At 70.4% G+C, this 18,144-nt stretch carries 16 protein-coding genes; 13 read left to right on the top strand and 3 right to left on the bottom strand.

Annotation, left to right across the window (positions count from 1 at the left end; translation table 11 throughout):
• Positions 1-141 precede the first annotated feature (141 nt).
• The 5 genes from AC07NS_RS25005 (at position 142) to arr (ending at position 5,951) form a co-directional block, all read left to right on the top strand.
• Positions 142-2,661, top strand: coding sequence for a CHASE3 domain-containing protein (locus AC07NS_RS25005; protein ID WP_494607721.1), 2,520 nt, complete (start codon positions 142-144; stop codon positions 2,659-2,661).
• A complete protein-coding gene (locus AC07NS_RS25000; protein WP_494607719.1) occupies positions 2,658-3,038 on the top strand; it encodes a response regulator in 381 nt (126 codons plus the stop codon). The genes AC07NS_RS25005 and AC07NS_RS25000 overlap by 4 nt, the downstream gene beginning before the upstream one ends.
• The gene (locus AC07NS_RS24995) at positions 3,035-3,295 is read left to right on the top strand and encodes an Hpt domain-containing protein (RefSeq protein WP_494607717.1); all 261 of its coding nucleotides are present in this window, start codon (positions 3,035-3,037) and stop codon (positions 3,293-3,295) included. Before AC07NS_RS25000 ends, AC07NS_RS24995 begins: the two co-directional genes overlap by 4 nt.
• Positions 3,296-3,399: 104 nt before the next feature.
• Positions 3,400-5,418, top strand: a complete 2,019-nt coding sequence (locus tag AC07NS_RS24990; protein WP_494607715.1) for an ATP-binding protein — start codon at positions 3,400-3,402, stop codon at positions 5,416-5,418.
• A gap of 131 nt (positions 5,419-5,549) precedes the next feature.
• Entirely contained in the window at positions 5,550-5,951 is a 402-nt protein-coding gene (gene arr, locus AC07NS_RS24985) for an NAD(+)--rifampin ADP-ribosyltransferase (protein WP_494607714.1), read from the top strand.
• Positions 5,952-6,000: 49 nt separating this feature from the next.
• Here the strand turns inward: arr and AC07NS_RS24980 are convergent, their stop codons facing one another.
• Positions 6,001-6,144 (bottom strand): hypothetical protein, encoded by a 144-nt coding sequence (locus tag AC07NS_RS24980; RefSeq protein ID WP_494607712.1) that lies wholly within the window; start codon positions 6,142-6,144, stop codon positions 6,001-6,003.
• 85 nt (positions 6,145-6,229) lie between these two features.
• Between AC07NS_RS24980 and AC07NS_RS24975 the strand changes: the two genes are divergently transcribed.
• Together AC07NS_RS24975 and AC07NS_RS24970 are read left to right on the top strand one after the other, a co-directional pair.
• Positions 6,230-6,904, top strand: coding sequence for a DUF2306 domain-containing protein (locus tag AC07NS_RS24975; protein WP_494607710.1), 675 nt, complete (start codon positions 6,230-6,232; stop codon positions 6,902-6,904).
• Positions 6,904-7,761, top strand: a complete 858-nt coding sequence (locus tag AC07NS_RS24970; protein WP_494607708.1) for a LytTR family DNA-binding domain-containing protein — start codon at positions 6,904-6,906, stop codon at positions 7,759-7,761. The genes AC07NS_RS24975 and AC07NS_RS24970 overlap by 1 nt, the downstream gene beginning before the upstream one ends.
• Positions 7,762-8,025: 264 nt before the next feature.
• Here the strand turns inward: AC07NS_RS24970 and AC07NS_RS24965 are convergent, their stop codons facing one another.
• Positions 8,026-10,488 (bottom strand): glycoside hydrolase family 3 protein, encoded by a 2,463-nt coding sequence (locus AC07NS_RS24965; RefSeq protein ID WP_494607706.1) that lies wholly within the window; start codon positions 10,486-10,488, stop codon positions 8,026-8,028.
• Positions 10,489-10,898: 410 nt separating this feature from the next.
• Between AC07NS_RS24965 and AC07NS_RS24960 the strand changes: the two genes are divergently transcribed.
• From AC07NS_RS24960 to rutA, 6 genes are all read left to right on the top strand, one after another.
• Positions 10,899-11,972, top strand: coding sequence for a LacI family DNA-binding transcriptional regulator (locus tag AC07NS_RS24960; RefSeq protein ID WP_494607704.1), 1,074 nt, complete (start codon positions 10,899-10,901; stop codon positions 11,970-11,972).
• Positions 11,973-12,074: 102 nt separating this feature from the next.
• A complete protein-coding gene (locus tag AC07NS_RS24955) occupies positions 12,075-13,793 on the top strand; it encodes a sensor histidine kinase (RefSeq protein WP_494607702.1) in 1,719 nt (572 codons plus the stop codon).
• Positions 13,794-13,991: 198 nt separating this feature from the next.
• Positions 13,992-14,693, top strand: a complete 702-nt coding sequence (rutB, locus tag AC07NS_RS24950) for a pyrimidine utilization protein B (RefSeq protein ID WP_492857338.1) — start codon at positions 13,992-13,994, stop codon at positions 14,691-14,693.
• Positions 14,694-14,771: 78 nt separating this feature from the next.
• On the top strand, positions 14,772-15,161 hold the full coding sequence (rutC, locus tag AC07NS_RS24945) for a pyrimidine utilization protein C (protein ID WP_494607700.1): 390 nt from the start codon (positions 14,772-14,774) through the stop codon (positions 15,159-15,161).
• A gap of 154 nt (positions 15,162-15,315) precedes the next feature.
• Positions 15,316-16,125, top strand: coding sequence for a pyrimidine utilization protein D (gene rutD, locus AC07NS_RS24940; RefSeq protein ID WP_494607698.1), 810 nt, complete (start codon positions 15,316-15,318; stop codon positions 16,123-16,125).
• Between the two features lie 204 nt (positions 16,126-16,329).
• Entirely contained in the window at positions 16,330-17,388 is a 1,059-nt protein-coding gene (gene rutA / locus AC07NS_RS24935) for a pyrimidine utilization protein A (RefSeq protein WP_494607696.1), read from the top strand.
• Positions 17,389-17,525: 137 nt separating this feature from the next.
• Here rutA and AC07NS_RS24930 read toward each other — a convergent pair whose 3' ends face one another.
• A complete protein-coding gene (locus AC07NS_RS24930) occupies positions 17,526-18,026 on the bottom strand; it encodes an FKBP-type peptidyl-prolyl cis-trans isomerase (RefSeq protein WP_494607694.1) in 501 nt (166 codons plus the stop codon).
• Positions 18,027-18,144: the final 118 nt, after the last annotated feature.

The raw sequence follows: 18,144 nt of genomic DNA, 5'->3' as shown, positions 1-18,144 counted from the left end.
GAACATGGTTTTCGTCGTGACCCCGGGTAAGTCAACGCCGGGTGGAGAGGCCGGATCGAAGACCGGTGGAATGGCGCGTTGAGTCGTCCCCGCGACCGGCCGTAAGCTGTGACTCGAAAGCCGCGAGGAAAAGCACCGCCCATGACCAGCTTCCTCCTGCGCCGCGAGCAGCGCGGCCTGCTGATCTCGGTCATCCTGGGCCTGGTGGTCGCGCCGCTTTTGCTGCTGCTGACCACCTGGGAGATCCAGCGCGAGTTCACCCGCGGCCGGATGCTGCGCGACGCGGTCGATCACTCCTACGAACAGCGCATGCAGTTGCAGACGGTGTTCTCGCTGATGCAGGACGCCGAGACCGGCCAGCGCGGCTTCGTCATCACCGGCCAGGACCGGTTCCTCGAGCCCTACGACGCCGCCCAGCGCCGCCTGCCCAGCCAGCTAGCCTCGCTGCGCGCCCTGCGCCAGCGCGACGTCGGCGACCTGATCGCCAACGACGATCCGGTCTTCGATCGCCTCGAAGCCCTGATCCAGCAGAAGCAGAAGACGATGGCCGAGGGCATCCGCCTGCGCCGCGAGCAGGGGCACGACGCGGCCCGCACCCTGATCTCCAGCGGCAAGGGCAAGGTGATCATGGACGAGATCCGCCTCGTCACCCGCGAGCTGCAGGCGTCCGACAAGGCCGCCCTCGACCGCCGCATCGCCGCCAACGACGCCCTGACCCTGCGCACCGAGCGCCTGACCCAGACCCTGTTCGCGGTGCTGGTAGTGTTCCTGCTGGCCGCCTTCATCCTGCTGTCGCGGCAGATCCGCGCCCGCCAGCAGCTGTTCACCGTGGCCCAGGCCACGGCCGGGCGGCTGGACGCCATCCTCGACAACGCCCAGGACGCCGTCGTCACCCTCAATCCCAGCGGCACGATCGAGACCGTCAACAAGGCGGCCGAGGCCATGTTCGGCCTGCCGCGCGAGACTCTGGTCCGCCGGGCGCTGTCGCAATTCGTGGACCTGCCCGACCGCGGCCAGCTGTTCGTACAGCACCTGGCGGGGGGCGATGACCTTTCGAAGGGCGTGCTGCGCGAGTTCGTCGCCTATCGCCCCGACGGAAGCACCTTCCCGGTCGAGGCCTCGATCGGCCTGGTCCGCCTGCCCGAGGGCGAGCGCATCGCCGCCTCGATCCGCGACATCTCCGAGCGCCGCCGCGTCGAACGGCTGAAGGCCGAGTTCGTCTCGACCGTCAGCCACGAACTGCGCACGCCCCTGACCTCGATCGCCGGCTCGCTGGGCCTGCTGGTCGGCGGGGCGGCCGGCGCCCTGCCCGAGCGCGCCGCGCGCCTGCTGGGCATCGCCCACAACAACTGCCAGCGGCTGGTGCGGCTGATCAACGACATCCTCGACATCGAGAAGATCGAGTCCGGCCAGATGGAGTTCTCGCTGCAGCCGCTCGACCTCGGCGACCTCGCCCAGCGGGCGGTGGACGGCATGGGCGGCCTGGGCGGCCAGATGGGCGTGACCTTCAGCCTCGACGTCGCGCCGAACCTGCCGCCGGTGCGCGGCGACGCCGACCGCCTGGCCCAGGTGGCCGCCAACCTGCTGTCGAACGCCGCCAAGTTCTCGCCGCCCGACGGCGTGGTCGAGGTCAGGGTCTACGCCCCGCGTCCCGACCTGCTGCGCTTCTGCGTCCGCGACCACGGCGCGGGCGTGCCCGAGGCCTTCCGCGACCGCATCTTCTCGAAGTTCGCCCAGGCCGACGCCTCCGACACCCGCGCCAAGGGCGGCACGGGCCTTGGCCTGGCCATCTCGCGCGAGATCGTCCAGCGCCACGGCGGCCGGCTGTGGTTCGAGTCCGAGCCGGGCCAGGGCGCGACCTTCCAGTTCGAGCTGGCGACCATCGAGACCCGCGTCCGGACGATCGAGGCCGGCGACGGCGGCGCCCGCGTCCTGCTGTGCGAGGACGACCCCGACATCGCCGAAATCCTGTCCCAGGCCCTGCGCGAGGCCGGGGTGCGGGTGCACACCGTCGGCGACGTGGCCTCGGCCCGGGCGGTGCTGGAGATCGGCGGCTTCGACGCCTTCGTCACCGATGTGCGCCTGCCCGACGGCAGCGGCCTGGATCTGCTGCGCCGCCTGCGCGCCGACGCCAACACCCGCGACATCCCCGCCCTGGTGATCTCGGCTGAGGCCGCCGAGGGCCGGGGCGAGGCGCTGGACGTCGTCGACTGGCTGCAGAAGCCGATCGACCTGGAACGCCTGCGCACGGCGGTCGATCGCGCCGTCAACGGCCACGCCGACGCCCGCCGCATCGAGGTGCTGCATGTCGAGGACGACCGCGACGTCCACGCCGTGGTCCGCGACGCCCTGCAGGACCGCTGCACCGTCCGCCACGCCGACAGCGTGCGGACCGGCCGCGCCGCCCTGTCGCTGGCGAGGCCCGACGTGGTGATCCTCGATCTCGGCCTCGGCGACGGCAACGGCGTGGAGCTGCTGGGCGACCTGCACGACGGCGACGATCCGGTTCCGGTCATCGTGTTCTCGGCCCAGCCCATCGAGGACAAGGCGCTGGCGGCCTCGGTCGACGCGGTGCTGACCAAGTCCAAGACCACTCTGGACCAGCTGGCCCGAACTGTGCGCAAGCTCGCCGCGGACGCCGATTCCAAGAGACGCCGATGACCGACCTGAAGCTCCTTTACGTCGACGACGAGGCCGACATCCGCGAGGTGGCGACCTTCTCGCTGGAGCTGGATCCGGGCATCGAGGTGCGGGCCGCCGACGGCGGGGCCGAGGCCTTCGCCATGCTCGACCGCGACGCCTGGCGCCCCGACGTGGTGCTGCTGGACGTGATGATGCCCGACATGGACGGCCCTGCCGTGCTGGCCAAGCTCCGCGAAAGAGGCGATCTCGATGGCGCGCCGGTGATCTTCATCACCGCCCGCGCCCAGGCCGAAGAGCGCGCCCGCCTGCTGGGCTTCGGCGCCGCCGACGTCATCACCAAGCCGTTCGACCCGATGACCCTGGCCCAGGACGTGCGGGCGATCCTGGCGCGATGAACGATCCCCTCGCCCCGCTGCGCGCCAAGTTCCTCGCCCGCGCGGCGCAGGACCTGGCGCTGCTGCGCTCGGACCAGGCCTCGATCAAGGACCGCCACTACGTCGTCCACCGCCTGGCCGGCGCGGCCGGCGTGTTCGGCTATGGCCAGGTCACCGAGCTGGCCCGCGATCTCGACGACCTGCTGCTGGCCGACGGCGACGCTCCGCCCGAGGCGTTCTCCGCGCTGATTTCGGCGCTGGAAGGCCTGGAAGCCTAGATCCCCGCCCATTTTTACGTCGAACCGGCCGCGCCTTAACGGAATAGGCGGGGTTGCGCCCGATTTTGCCCTCGAGTTCGAACGGGACGAGCGAGTACGGCGTCATGTTTGCAGTAAAGCGTTTCGAGGGCGAGGCCAGCCAGACCCGCCTGCTGCTGTCGCTGATCGCCGCCTACGCCGTCGCCATCGCCTATTGCGACCTGCTGACCCGGGGCCCGTCGGGCATGGCCTCGATGTGGCCGTGCAACGGCCTGCTGGCCGCCGGCCTGATGCTGCTGACGCCCGGCCGCAGCGCGATCCTGCTGGTGCTCAGCGCCGCCAGCCATCTGCTGCTCGACGGCCTGGGCGGCACGCCGCCGGCCATGACCGTGCTGTTCACGACGCTGGATTCGCTGGAAGCGGTGCTGATCGCCCTGGTGCTGTCCAAGGCCTTCGGCGGCCCGCCCCGGCTGAAAAACCTGGGCCGCGCCGCCCGCGCGGTCGGCCTGGCCCTGCCGGTGACCGTGACCCTGGCCGTCGCCGGGGCCTTTGCAACGGCGCCGATGCTGCACGCGCCCCTGCCCGTGCTGATCAAGAACTGGCTGTTCATCAACATCCTGGGCATGACCGTCGGCCTGCCCGCCGCCCTGATCCTGTTCGACCCGCGGATGACGCGCGGCTTCGAGCGCTCGCCCTGGGAACGGGCCGCCTGCTACGCGGCGGTCGGGATCGCCGCCCTGGCGGCGTTCGGCCGGCCCGGCCACACCCTGCCGTTCCTGGTGTTTCCGGCCGGCGTGCTGGTGGCCTTCCGGCTCGGCCCCAGGGGCGCGGCCTGGTCGACCCTGATCACCGCCGCCATCGCCACGCCGCTCAGCGTGCTGGGCATCGTCGCCGAGGCCGCGACGCGGGCCCAGGCCTCCGAGCGCGCCCACGCCCTGCAGCTGCTGGTCAGCGCCCTCTTCTTCACCTGCCTGGCCGCCGCCCTGGTGCTGGCCAACCAGCAGCGCCTCAAGCAGCTCCTGGTCCGCCGCCAGGCGCTGGCGCGGCAGGCCCAGGCCCGCGCCCAGGCCGCAAGCCTGGCCAAGACCGAGTTCCTGGCCACCATGAGCCACGAGATCCGCACGCCGCTGAACAGCGTGCTGGGCTTCACCCGCCTGCTGGCCGACCGCGACGACCTGGCCCCCGAGGCCCGCCGCCACGTGGCCCTGATCGACGGCTCCGGCGGCGCCCTGCTGACCCTGGTCAACGACGTGCTCGACTTCTCGCGGGTCGAGGCCGGCCGGGTGGAGCTGGAGATCGCGCCGGCCCGGGCCGAGACCGTGCTGCGCGACGCCGCCGCCATCGTCGCCCAGGACGCCCAGGCCAAGGGCCTGACGCTGGAGATCGAGGTCGTCGGCGAGGCCGACCGCCACCACGGCCTGGACGCCGCCCGCCTGCGCCAGGTGCTGCTCAACCTGCTCAACAACGCCGTCAAGTTCACCCCGGCCGGCAAGGTGACCGCCCGCCTGATCGTCACGCCCGGTCCCGACGGCGACCACCTTCGGATCGAGGTCAGCGACACCGGCATCGGCGTGCCGCCACAGTTGCGCGACCGGCTGTTCCAGCGCTTCTCGCAGGGCGACAGCTCGGTCACCCGGGCCTTCGGCGGCGCGGGTCTGGGCCTGGCGATCAGCAAGGCGCTGGTCGAGCTGATGGACGGCAGGATCGGCATGGAGGCCAACGCCGACCAGGGCTCGACCTTCTGGATCGAGCTGTCGGCCGAGGCGTGCGACGCGCCCCGCCACACGCCGCTGGCGGCGGCTGGCCGGATCGCCGGGACCCGCGTCCTGCTGGTCGACGACCACCCGATGAACCGCGAGATCGGCGGCGCCTTCCTGACCCTGGCCGGCTGCGAGGTGACCACCGCCGACAACGGCCAGCAGGCGGTCGAGATGGCCCGGACCGGCGGCTTCGACGTCGTGCTGATGGACATCCACATGCCCGGCATGGACGGCCTGACCGCCACCCGCGCCATCCGCGCCCTGCCCCAGCAGGTCGCCCAGTGCCGCGAGGCCGGCATGGTCGACCACGTCGCCAAGCCGATCCAGAAGGACCTGCTCTACGCGACGATCGAGACCTGGGCGGGGGAAAGCGAGACGGCCTGATCGGCTCGCCCTCGCTCGTTATTGATCTGGGGGCGAAAAACCCAAGTTCAAGAATTGTCGGCCGGCCAATTATGCGCAGGTTGTAGCGCCTTCGACGCGGGGCCGCGGCCCCATCGGCAAGGGCCCCGACCATGACCTCCACGACCGCGTTCTACCACGGCACGAAGGCCGACCTGCGGACCGGCGACCTGATCGGCGCCGGCTACGCCTCCAACTACGGCGCGGGCCGGACGGCGGCCTATGTCTACTTCAGCGCCACGCTCGACGCGGCGACCTGGGGCGCCGAACTGGCCCGGGGCGAGGGTCCCGGCCGGATCTACATCGTCGAGCCGACGGGATCGTTCGAGGACGACCCCAACCTCACCGACAAGAAGTTCCCAGGCAATCCGACCCTGTCGTACCGCACCAAGGATCCCCTGCGGATCGTCGGCGAGGTGACCGACTGGACGGGCCATCCAGCCGAGCAGCTCCAGGCCATGCGCGACCACCTGGCCCGCCTCGACGCCCAGGGGATCGAGGCGATCGAGGACTGAGGCGGGCCAATTCCACAATACATTCGTCATCCCGGAAAGCCCGCAGGGCTTATCCGGGACCCAGGGGACTGGGCGCGGCGGATCGATCAGGCGCCCCGGCGACGGCCAGGCGCAGTGCGGCCGCCCCTGGGTCCCGGCTCTCCGCTTCGCTGCGGCCGGGATGACGGCTGAGGTGCGCACGGCGGCCGGGCATAGGCACCACCCCATTTCACCCCCGCCCGCCGCATCCCGCCCCACACCGCTGTCGCCGCTTCCGCCGGCCGGCCATCACGGCGGCCATGGAAAGCTTCTTCGCCCCCACCCTCGCCCTGCACATCGCCTGCGGCCTAGCCGCCGTCGCCGCGGGGATCGGACCCATCCTCGCCCGCAAGGGCTCGCGCCTGCACCGGCTATCGGGACGGCTGTTCGTGGGCTTGATGAGCGTGATGCTGGCGGCGGCCTGGGTGATGACGGTCCTGCACTTCAACGCCTATTTCGCCGCCCTGTCGGCGACGGCCAGCATCGGCCTGTTCTCCGGCTTCCGGGTGCTGGGCCGCAAGCGGACGGACCTCGACCCGCGCCAGCGCGCCCGGCCCCTGGACTGGGCGGCGGCCCTGGCCGTGGTCGCCATCGGCGCCTGGGTGGTGGTCCTGCTGCTGACCGGCGCTTCGACGAGCCCGCGCATGCCGACCCTGGCCCTGGCCTACGCCGCCTTCGCGTTCGGCGGCTGGGACCTCTGGCGGTTCGCGCGGCCCGCCGGCTGGCCGTTCAGCCCCGACCTCTGGACCTACGAGCATCTAGCGAAGATGTTGTGCGCCTACGGCGCTGTGGTCAGCGCCTTCTCGGGCAACTTCCTGACCTTCCTGCCGACGCCATGGAGCCAGCTCTGGCCGACCCTGCTGTTCCAACCGCTGGCCATGGGCTGGATCGCGGTGCTGATCGTCCGGCGGCGGCGCCCTCTGTCTCCCGCTTGATGGTCGCCCGCCTGAGGGCCGCCCCGACCGCCGCCTGGGTCTGGGCCTTCGTCGCCTACAGCTGGTCCACCACCACGGTCAGCGCCGCCTGGTTCGCCCGCCGGTACGCCGCCGATCGCGGCGAGGCCCTCGGCGTCGCCTCCTCGCTGCTGTGGCAGGGCTCGATCTACGCGGCCTGGCTGCCGGCGGCGGCGATCGTCTGGCGGCTGCTGCGCCGCTTCGGGGCCGGGGCGCGCGGCGTGGCGGCGTGCTTCGTGGCGGGGGCCGTTTTGGTTCCGGCGCAGGCGGCGATCTCCAGCCTGATCGACGCCGGCTTTCTCGGCGACGGCGATTTCGGCGCGCGGATGCTGGGGCGCACGCCCGTCTGCCTGCTGCTTTATTCGGCCATCGTCGCGGTCGGTCTGGCGGCCGTCCACCACCGCCGCGCCACGGAGGCCCGGGCCCGCAACGCCCTGCTGGAAACCGCCCTCGCGCAAGCTCGCGCCGTCGCCCCCGCGCCCGACACCGAGCGGCTGATGGTGATGTCCGGCGCGCGGCGCATTCCGGTCGAGGTCTCGGCCGTCGAATGGTTCGGCGCGGCCGACAACTATGTCGTCGTCCACTGGGCCGACCGCGGGGGAGCCGGCCGCGAGGGCCTGCTGCGCGCCACCCTGCAGGGATTGGAGGCCCGGCTCGACCCCCGCCTCTTCGCCCGCGCCCATCGCTCGAGCCTGGTCAACCTCGCCCACGTGCGCGAGGCCCAGCCGCTGTCGGACGGCTCCTGGCGGCTGACCCTGGCCAGCGGCGGCGAGGTGGTGACCAGCCGGACCTACAGGGACGCGCTGCTGGAGCGGCTGGGCGGCCGGGGCGGCTCCTAACCGCCCGTCATTCCCGCCCTTGTGGCGTGTTCAGGCAACACGCGTCCAAACGGGAAGCGCGTTTCGCCCCTCTCTCATGGAGAGAGGGAGGGGCCCGCGCCGCAAGGCGTGGGAGGGTGAGTGGGTAGGCGAAGCCCCTGGCCGATCTTGGCGCTGTTGCGGGCGAAGTGCCGGCGCGCCGGCTAAGGGTGTAACCACTCACCCTCCCATCGCTACGCGATGGGCCCCTCCCTCTCTCTTAGAGAGAGGGGTTTCGCGAGCCCCCTACGAACCCGGACACGCCACGTACGCGTCGGTCGGCTCCAGGCGGATCTCGCGGAAGGCCAGCTTGAAGCCGGCCTGCGCCGACAGCACCACCGGCGAGGAGATGCGGCTCATGTCGGCCCCCGCCGCCTTCAGGCACGAGAGCTTGATCTGGGTCTTGCGCCACTCGCCCACCGGGGCGTCGGCGAAGATCTTCGTCACGTCCCCCCCGCCGGCGCAGCCCTCGCCGCACGATACCGAGAAGCCCACCGGTCCCGTGGCCTTGGCGTCGACGCGATAGGTCAGGGCGATCGAGAGGTCGCCGGTGGTCTGGCGGGTGAGGTCGGCGGGCGGGCCGTTGACCAGCAGGGCGCCGGGACCGGTCCAGGCGGCCAGGCGGGCGTCCTCCTGGGCGGTCGCGTCGATGGCGGTCAGGGTCACCCCGCCGGCGCTCGACAGCAGCCACGGCGCCGGCGCGCGGCCGGCCACGAAGTACTTGTCGACATTGGCGCTGGCGCCGCTGACGCCCGACACCTCCGACAGCTGCGCCACCTTGCCCGGCTTGGCGTAGGACAGGCCGTAGCCATAGGCGAACTGCGGATCATAGCCGGCATCGCCGTGGTTCAGCGGCCCCTGATCGGCGCGCTTGGGCCAGCTGAACGACAGCTTGCCGGTGAAGTCGCGCTTCGACTTGCCGCTCTTCTGCGCCACCAGCACGTCGGCGATCCCGCCGCCTTCCGAGCCCGGCAGCCAGGCAGCGACGAAGGCGTCCGAGGCGTTGATCTCGGGGTTCGCCCACAGCGGCCGGCCGCTGAGGAACACCGCCACCACCGGCACGCCGGCGGCCTTCAGCTTCTTCAGCAGGGCCAGGTCGGTCTTGTCGCCCGGCTGGTATTCCAGGTGCTGCAGGTCGCCCTGGAACTCGGCATAGGGCGTCTCGCCGAACACCACCACGGCCACGTCCGGCTTGTCGGCGAACGATCCGTCCTTCGACAGGGTCGCCTTGCCGCCCGAGGCCTCGACGGCTTCTTTCAGGCCGCTCCAGATCGACTGGGCATTGGGGAAGTCGGCGTTGGTGTTGCCGGTGCCCTGCCACGACAGGGTCCAGCCGCCGGCGGCCTTGCCGATGTCGTCGGCGTCGCCGGCCACCAGCACCTTCGCGCCCGCCTTGATCGGCAGCACCCCATCGTTCTTCAGCAGCACCAGCGATTTCGCCACCGCCTCGCGGGCCAGGGCGCGATGGTCCGGGGCGCCGACGCGCTCATAGCGGCCCTGCACCGGCGGGGCGACGCGGTCGAAGAGGCCGGCCTTGACCTTGACCCGCAGGATCCGCCGCACGGCGTCGTCGAGGCGCGCCATCGGGATCTCGCCGCTCTCGACCTGCTTCAAGGTATTGTCGAACAGGCCCTGCCAGCTGTCGGGGGCCATGTACATGTCGAGACCCGCGTTCAAGGCCTGCGGGCACGAGACGTTGGAGCAGCCGTCGACCTGGCCGTGGGCGTTCCAGTCGCCGACCACGAAGCCGGTGAAGCCCAGGCGGTCCTTCAGCACGTCGGTCAGCAGGGTCTTGTTGCCGGTGTGCTTGACCCCGTTCCAGCTGGAGAACGAGGCCATCACCGTCAGGATGCCGGCGTCGATGCTGGGCGGATAGCCCTGGGCGTGCAGGCGGACGAGATCGGCTTCGGACACCGCCGCGTCGCCCTGGTCCTTGCCGCCCGTGGTGCCGCCGTCGGCCAGAAAGTGCTTGGCGCTGCCGGCGATGTGGCCAGGCTCTAGCGCCTTGCCGGACACCAGCGCACCCTGCAGGCCCAGGGTCATGCGACCCGCGTAGCTTTTGACGATCTCCGGATCCTCGCCGTAGCCCTCGTAAGCACGGCCCCAGCGATCGTCGCGCGGCACGGCCACCGTCGGACCGAAGGTCCAGTCGCCGCCGCTGACCGCCACCTCCTCGGCCGTGGCCTTGCCGATGCGCTCGATCAGGTCCGGATCGCGGGCCGCGCCCAGGCCGATGTTGTGGGGAAAGAGGGTCGCGCCGACCAGGTTGTTGTGGCCGTGCACGGCGTCGATGCCGAACATGATCGGGATCGCCACGTGGCCGTCGCGCTGTTCGAGCGACACCGCCCGGAACAGGTCGACGAAATCGGCCCATTCCTTAGCCATCGCCTTGTCGTTGCCGTTCGGGCCCGAACTGCCGCCTGCCAGGATCGAGCCCAGCGGGTAGTCGCGCAGTTGTTCGGGACGGATCGAGCCGATGTCGGCCTGGATCGTCTGGCCGACCTTCTCGCGCACCGACATCTTCGCCATCAGCGCCGTGATCTTCGCTTCCGTCGCCGCGTCGGTCAGGGCGGCCGGGCTCTTGGCCGCCGGCCAGGCGGCGACGTGGGCCTCGGCCTTGCCCGCCGGCGTCAGAACTTGCGCCTCGGCGACGCCCGTCAGGCTGGTGGCGGCCAGCAGGGCCAGGGCGGAAACACGGAACGGCGTCACGGCGACCTCGATCGAAAAAGAGGCGCGGCGGCAAAGGGGAAGGAGCCGCCGCGCCCAAAGCACGCCGCGGGAGCAGCGTCATGGGATGAGACGTCGAGGGCGGACGACGCACGCGGAAGTCCGCACGCGCGATCGCGCATGGCCTTGGCCTCCCGTCGCGGGGTCGTCTGCTCGCGACCGCCTCACAGCGACACGAGACAACGTTGTCTTACTTGATGTCAACACGATTCAATTTGTCCAATTGAGGACAAATCGGCCGATATCCTTTCCACGAAAGGCGAATGCGCAGCAGAGAAATTTTCTGACAACGATGTCTTATTGAGACTTTCGCACACTCTATTGAAGATCGAAGTCCGCGAACCGGCTCGACTCGGCCGCCGGGGCCGGGCTATCGCTAGGGCAGCGCGTCGATGGCCGGCGCCGGGGGCCCGATGCGCAACGTCACCATCGTCCATGTGGCCGAAAAGGCCCGGGTCTCGGTCAAGACCGTCTCGCGCGTGGTCAACAACGAGCCGACCGTCACGCCCGACCTGCGCGCCCGCGTCGAGGCGGCCATCGAGCAGTTGGGCTACAGCCCCAACATCGCCGCCCGGCGGATGGGCGGCGGCCGCTCGTTCCTGATCGTCGCCTTCAACGACCGCACCCTGACCCTGGAGAACTGGCGCAGCGACCGCGGCAACAACTGGATCGACCGCATGCAGTACGGGGCCATGCTCCGCTGCGACGTCCACGGCTACCACCTGCTGTGCGAGCTGATCGACCTGGAGTCCGACCAGCTGGCCCGGCGGGTGCAGCACGTGCTGTCCACCCTGCGGCCCGACGGGGTGATCCTGACGCCGCCCAACTGCGAGGACCCGACGGTGCTGGCCGCGCTGAAGAAGGCGCAGATCCCGTTCGTGCGCCTGGGCTCGGCGCAAAGCGGCCCCGGCGCGCGGGTGCGGATGGATGACGCCGCCGCTGCTCGCCAGTTGACCGAGCACCTGCTGGACCTTGGCCACCGCCGCGTCGGCTTCGTCACCGGCAGCCCGCGCTTCCTGGCCAGCCGCGCCCGCGAGGACGGCTATCGGAGCGCCCTCGCCAAGGCCGGCCTGGCCGTCGACGAGAGCCTGCTGGTCGCCGGCGACTTCACCTTCGAGGGCGGGGTCGCCGCCGCCGAGGCCCTGCTGGCCCGCCCCGAGCGCCCCACCGCCATACTGGCCGGCAACGACGAGACGGCGCTGGCGGTGCTGCACGTCGCCCGCCGGCTGTCGGTCGCGATCCCGGGCGAGCTGTCGCTGGCCACCTTCGACGACACCCCCAGCGTGCGCCTGTCGCTGCCGCCGCTGACCACGGTGCGCCAGCCGGTGGCCGAGATGGCGGCCGAGGCCGTCGACATCCTGGTGGCCTGCGCCGCGGCCAAGGACGGCAAGCCGCCGCGCGACGATCGCCTGCTGCCGTTCGAACTGGCCCTGCGCGCCTCGACGGCGCCGCCCTCGTTGGGCTGACCAAGCCCCGCGACGGGATGTCGCGGGGAGCTTGACCGACAAGGCCGCTCACCCTCTTGTCTTGCGACTTCAAGTTGGAGCCGCTCGCGTTTGGCCAGAGACATGACCCAGGTCGACGCCGCAACCGCCGCAGCCGGGCCGCCCACCGTACGGCGGCGCCTGCTGATCATGGCGCTGTGCCTGGTCGCGCCCGCCATCGTGTTCATGGCCCTGCTGGCCCGCGCCGAATACGGCCAGAGCCGAGGCCGCTACGAGCAGCAGCTGGTGGCCACCACCCGGGCGCTGGGCCTGGCCGTCGATCGCCAGCTGGCCCAGGGCCAGAGCACGTTGCAGGCCCTGTCGGTCTCGCCCGCCCTCGCTTCCGGCGACCTGGAAAGCTTCGAGCGCCAGGCCCGCGCCGCCGTCGGCGCCGACGCGGCCTGGATCGTGCTGATCTCGCCCCATGGCCAGGTGGTCAACACCCGCCTGCCGCCCGGCCAGACGCCGCCGCGCAGCGCCGGCCTGCCGCCCGAACGCTGGGCCGCCGTGCGCTCGGGCCGCACCACCGTCTCGAACCTGACCTTCGGCAAGATCGCCAAGCAGCCGATCGTGGCCATCGACATGCCGGTGATCGTCGCCGGCCAGCTCTACGACCTGGCCTATATCCAGACCCCCGCCGCCTTCGCCCCGCTGTTCGCCGCCCAGGGCGTGCCGGAAAGCTGGACGGCCAGCATCGTCGATCGCAACGCCAAGCTGGTGGCCCGCTCGCGCGATCAGCAGAAGATGCTGGGCCGCTCGGCCAGCAAGCCGATGCTGGACGCCATGGCGCGCGACAACGACGGCGTGCTCGAGACCTACACCCTCGACGGCACCCCCACCCTGTCGGCCTTCAGCCGCTCGGCGGCCTACGGCTGGACCTTCATCGTCGGCGTGCCGCGCGCCGAGCTGGAGCGGGCAAACCTGTCGTCCCTGACCCTGCTGGTCACCGCGGGCCTGGTCCTGCTGGCCATCGGGGCCACGGCGGCCCTGCTGTTCTCGCGCGGCATCTCTGGCGAGGTGCGGGCCCTGGTGGCCGACGCCCGGATCATGGCGGCCGGCGGCGAGATGCCGGCCCAGACCAGCGGCGGCCTGCGCGAGATCGGCGAGGTGCGCGAGGCCCTGCACGCGGCCTCCAACCAGCTACGGGCCCGCGAGGCCGGCGAAAAGCGCGCCGCCGCCCGCCAGCAGCTGATGATCAACGAGCTGAACCACCGCGTGAAGAACACCCTGGCGACCGTGCAGTCCCTGGCCTTGCAGAGCCTGGGCCGCGGCGAGGCCGCGCCGGGGTTCAACGCCTTCAACGAGCGGCTCTACGCCCTGGCCCGCGCCCACGACCTCCTGACCCGCACCGTGTGGGAAAGCGCCGACCTGATCGACGTGGTGCGCCAGACGCTGGAGCCCTACGGCGATCGCGCCCGCTGCGAGGGGCCGCCGGCCGCCTTGCCGCCCAGCGCCGCCCTGGCCCTGTCGATGGTCTTCCACGAACTGGCCACCAACGCCAGCAAGTACGGCGGCCTCTCGACGCCCAACGGCCGGGTGGAGGTGACTTGGCGGCGCGACCCGCTGGATCCACGGCATCTGGCCCTGCGCTGGGTGGAGAGCGGCGGCCCCAAGCTTTCCGGCCCGCCGCAGCGCAAGGGCTTCGGCTCGCGCCTGATCGCCGCCAGCCTGCGCAACGAGCTGAAGGGCGAGGCCGTGTTCGAATATCTGCCGACGGGCCTGGTCTGCGCCCTGTCGGTGCGCCTGCCCGATCCGTCCGGCGCCCAAGCTTTGGGCGACGAGCCCTCCGTGTTCGACGTCTGAACGGGCAGCCGCGGGCGCGGGCGCGAAGCGCCGGCCCGGCGCTTGACCGGCGTTCTTCCGCTCATGGTGATGGTCGATCCGCTCTGCACCCATCCTGGGGCGCCGTCGGATCGATCGTATTGCGTCGCCGCGTAGATTGATCTTCCATGACGCCCGGGATGCGGCCGCCAGAGCTGCGCCTGAGGGAAGAGCGTCCATATGATCGCGACCGATGACTCCGTGATGCTGCCGGCCCGGCCCGAGCCGATCCCGCTGGCGCCCGAGCGCACGGCCGTCATCGTCATCGACATGCAGAACGCCTACGCCTCTCCGGGCGGCTATCTGGATCTGGCCGGCTTCGACATCAGCGGCGCGGCCGCCTGCATCCAGCAGATCAAGGGCGTGCTCGAGACGGCCCGCGCCGCCGGCATGCAGGTGATCTATTTCCAGAACGGCTGGGACGACCAATATGTCGAGGCCGGCGGCCCCGGCTCGCCCAACTGGTGGAAGTCCAACGCGCTGAAGACCATGCGCGCCAAGCCCGAGCTGCAGGGCAAGCTCTTGGCCCGCGGCCAGTGGGACTACGAGCTGGTCGACGAACTGGCGCCCCAGCCCGGCGACATCCAGCTGCACAAGACCCGCTATTCCGGCTTCTTCAACAGCCAGCTCGACAGCGTGCTGCGCAGCCGGAACATCAAGAACCTGGTCTTCGTCGGCATCGCCACCAACGTCTGCGTGGAGTCGACCCTGCGCGACGGCTTCTTCCTCGAATATTTCGGCACGGTGCTGGAGGACGCCACCCACCAGGCCGGCCCCGACTTCGTCCAGAAGGCCACGCTCTACAACATCGAGACCTTCTTCGGCTGGGTCTCGACCGTGGCCGACTTCAAGGGCGCGTTCGGCCAGATCGCGCCGAAATAGGCGCGTCTAGCGCTCGGCCAGCAAGGCTTTCCGTCCGCCGACGGAATGAAGAACTTAATTACGAAAGGACAGGACCCGATGCCCAAGACCGTCATCACCCCGCCCGGCACGGGCACGCCGATCGCCCCGTTCTCGCCGGGCACGCTGGCCGACGGCGTGGTCTACGTCTCGGGCACCCTGGCCTTCGACAAGGACAACAACGTCGCCCATGTCGGCGACGCCGAGGGCCAGACGCGGCAGGTGCTGGAGACCATCAAGTCGGTCATCGAGACCGCAGGCGGCACGATGGAGGACGTGACCATGAACCACATCTTCCTGACCGACTGGGCCAACTACCAGACCATCAACAAGGTCTATGCCGAGTACTTCCCGGGCGACAAGCCGGCCCGCTACTGCATCCAGTGCGGCCTGGTGCGCCCCGACTTCCTGGTCGAGATCGCCACCGTCGCCCACATCGGCAAACGCTGATCCGTATGATCCTGGCCCAGTCACTTTTCCTCCGAGCATCCCCGCGCAGGCGGGGACCCAAGCCGAGTCTGCGGATCTCGGCTCGACCGCGCCTGCACCCGAGAGTCAACTTGGGTCCCCGCCTTCGCGGGGATGAGCGGATTGGGGTGCGGGCATGACGTCGGGCACAGTCGACGGCATCCACTACGAGCTCCACGGCGGCCCCATCGCCGGCCGCGAGGTCGTGCTGCTGTCGTCGGGCCTGGGCGGTTCGGGCAGCTTCTGGGGGCCGCAGATGGCGGCCCTGACGGCGCGCTGGCCGGTCGTGCTGTACGACCATCGCGGCACGGGCCGCAGCGTCCGCGAACTGCCGATCGACAAGCCCTACGCCGTCGCCGACATGGCGGACGACATGGTCAAGGTCATGGACGCCCTGGGGATCGCCAAGGCCCATGTCGTGGGCCACGCGGCCGGCGGCAATGCGGGCCTGGCCCTGGCGCTGTCGCATCCCGATCGCCTGGGCAAGCTGGTGGTGGTCAACGGCTGGTCGCGGCCCGATCCGCACATCAAGCGCTGCTTCGACACGCGCCTGCACCTGCTGAACGACACGGGCCCGGCCGCCTATGTGCACGCCCAGGCCCTGTTCCTCTATCCGGCGACCTGGATCTCGCAGAACAGCGACCGCCTGGCCGCCGAAGAACCGCACCATGTGGCCGGCTTCCCGCCCAAGGCGGTGATGCTGGCCCGGATCGGCGCCCTGCTGGCCTTCGACGTCGATGACGACCTGCAGCGCATCACTCATCCGGTGCTGGTCAGCGCCACCGCCGACGACATGCTGGTGCCCGTCACCTGCGCCCACCGCCTCGCCGAACGCCTGCCCAACGCCGTGCTCGACGTCCTGCCCTGGGGCGGCCACGCCTCGACGGTGACGGATGCGGAAGGGTTCAACGCTTCGCTGGTCAGGTTCCTGGAGGGGGACGGATGAGCGGGGCGGCGTTCGTTCTAGATCCTCCCCCTCTGGGGGAGGTGGCCCAGAGGGCCGGAGGGGGCCGACGCGGCGCTCACCCCCTCAGTCGGCGGAGTTTATCCTCTTGCCGGCCCTTGGCCGGACCCGGGGGCCGACAGCTCCCCCAGAGGGGGAGCATCTTCCTGGCCAAGCCACAACACTCTTCAAAGGGGCACTAACACCATGCAGGTCGGCGTCTTCATCCCCATCGGCAACAACGGCTGGCTCATCTCCGAGACCTCGCCGCAGTACATGCCGTCGTTCGAGCTCAACAAGACCATCGTCCAGAAGGCCGAGGCGTACGGGCTCGATTTCGCGCTCTCGATGATCAAGCTGCGCGGCTTCGGCGGCAAGACGCAGTTCTGGGAGCACAATCTCGAGAGCTTCACCCTGATGGCGGGCCTGGCGGCCGTGACCGAGAAGATCAAGATCTTCGCCACCGTCGCCACCCTGACCATCCCGCCGGCGATCGTCGCCCGCATGGCCTCGACCATCGACTCGATCGCCCCGGGCCGCTTCGGCATCAACCTGGTGACCGGCTGGCAGAAGGCCGAGTACTCGCAGATGGGCCTCTGGCCCGGCGAGGGCCACTACACCGACCGCTACAACTACCTGGCCGAATACGCGACCGTGCTGAAGGACCTGCTGGACACCGGCGTGTCCGACTTCAAGGGCAAGTACTTCACCATGGACGACTGCCGGGTCAGCCCGCACCCGCAGGACACCAAGCTGATCTGCGCCGGCTCGTCGGACGAGGGCCTGGCCTTCACCGCCCAGTACGCCGACTACAGCTTCGCCCTGGGCAAGGGCACCAACACCCCGACGGCCTTCGCCTCGGTCAACAAGCGGCTGGAAGCGGCCGCCGCCAAGACCGGCCGCGACGTGGCGTCGTTCATCCTGTTCATGATCATCGCCGACGAGACCGACGAGAAGGCGCTGGCCAAGTGGCAGAAGTATCGTGACGGCGCCGACCAGGACGCCCTGGCCTGGCTGACCAACCAGGCCGCGCCCAACGCGGCGGCCGGCTCGACCACCAACACCGCCCAGTTGGCCGCCCCGGAATCGGCGGTGAACCTCAACATGGGCACGCTGGTGGGCAGCTATGAGAGCATCGCCCGCATGCTCGACGAGATCGCCGAAGTGCCCGGCACCGGCGGCGTGCTGCTGACCTTCGACGACTTCGTCCAGGGCATGGACGACTTCGGCACGAAGATTCAGCCGCTGATGAAGTCGAGGAAGTAAGGAACCTCCCCCTCTGGGGGAGGCGGCCGAAGGCCGGTGGGGGGGCGGTTTCAGCCGCCTTGGCGTTTGCCGGCTCAGCAGTCACGCCCCCCACCGATCGCTACGCGATCCCCTCCCCCACAGGGGGAGGTTTCTCTTTAGTCCGCCGTCATCATGTCGATGAGCTTCACGCGGAAGATCATCACGCTGTTGGCCGGGATCGGGCCGGCGTCGCGGTCGCCGTAGCCGAGGCTCGGCGGCACGAACAGGGTCCACTCGTCGCCGACCTTCATCTTCGGGATGGCTTCCATCCAGGCCGGCACCAGGCCGCCCAGCGGCGCGATCATCGGATGGCCGCGCTCGAACGAGCTGTCGAACACCGTGCCGTCCACCAGCTTGCCCTCGTAGTGGACCTTGATGACGTCGCCTTCCTTCGGCGACGGCGCGGTCTTCGCGCCCGAGGTCGTGACCTTGTACTGCAGGCCCGACGGCAGGCTGATCACGCCCGGCTGCTTGGCGTTGGCGGCCAGCCAGGCCGTGGACCTGGCCAGGTTGTCGCCGGCGGCGTTGACGGTGACGTCCGGAGCCGGCGACGGCGCCTGGGCCAGGGCCGGACCGGCGGCGAGAATCAACCCCAGGGCGATGAGAGCGGTGCGCATATTCGGCGACTCGTGTTATTTGTGCGACGAAATGTCAGAATAGACATCCGACCGAACGAGAGCACACTAAAAACCGAGGGCTCTCGTTGGTCTGAGAAGAAGAACGGCTGTTTTCTAC

Source organism: Caulobacter sp. GW821-FHT10A10 (genome assembly GCF_059415745.1).
The sequence above is the reverse complement of the archived record's forward strand: the minus strand, read 5'-3'. Positions and strand labels throughout refer to the sequence as shown.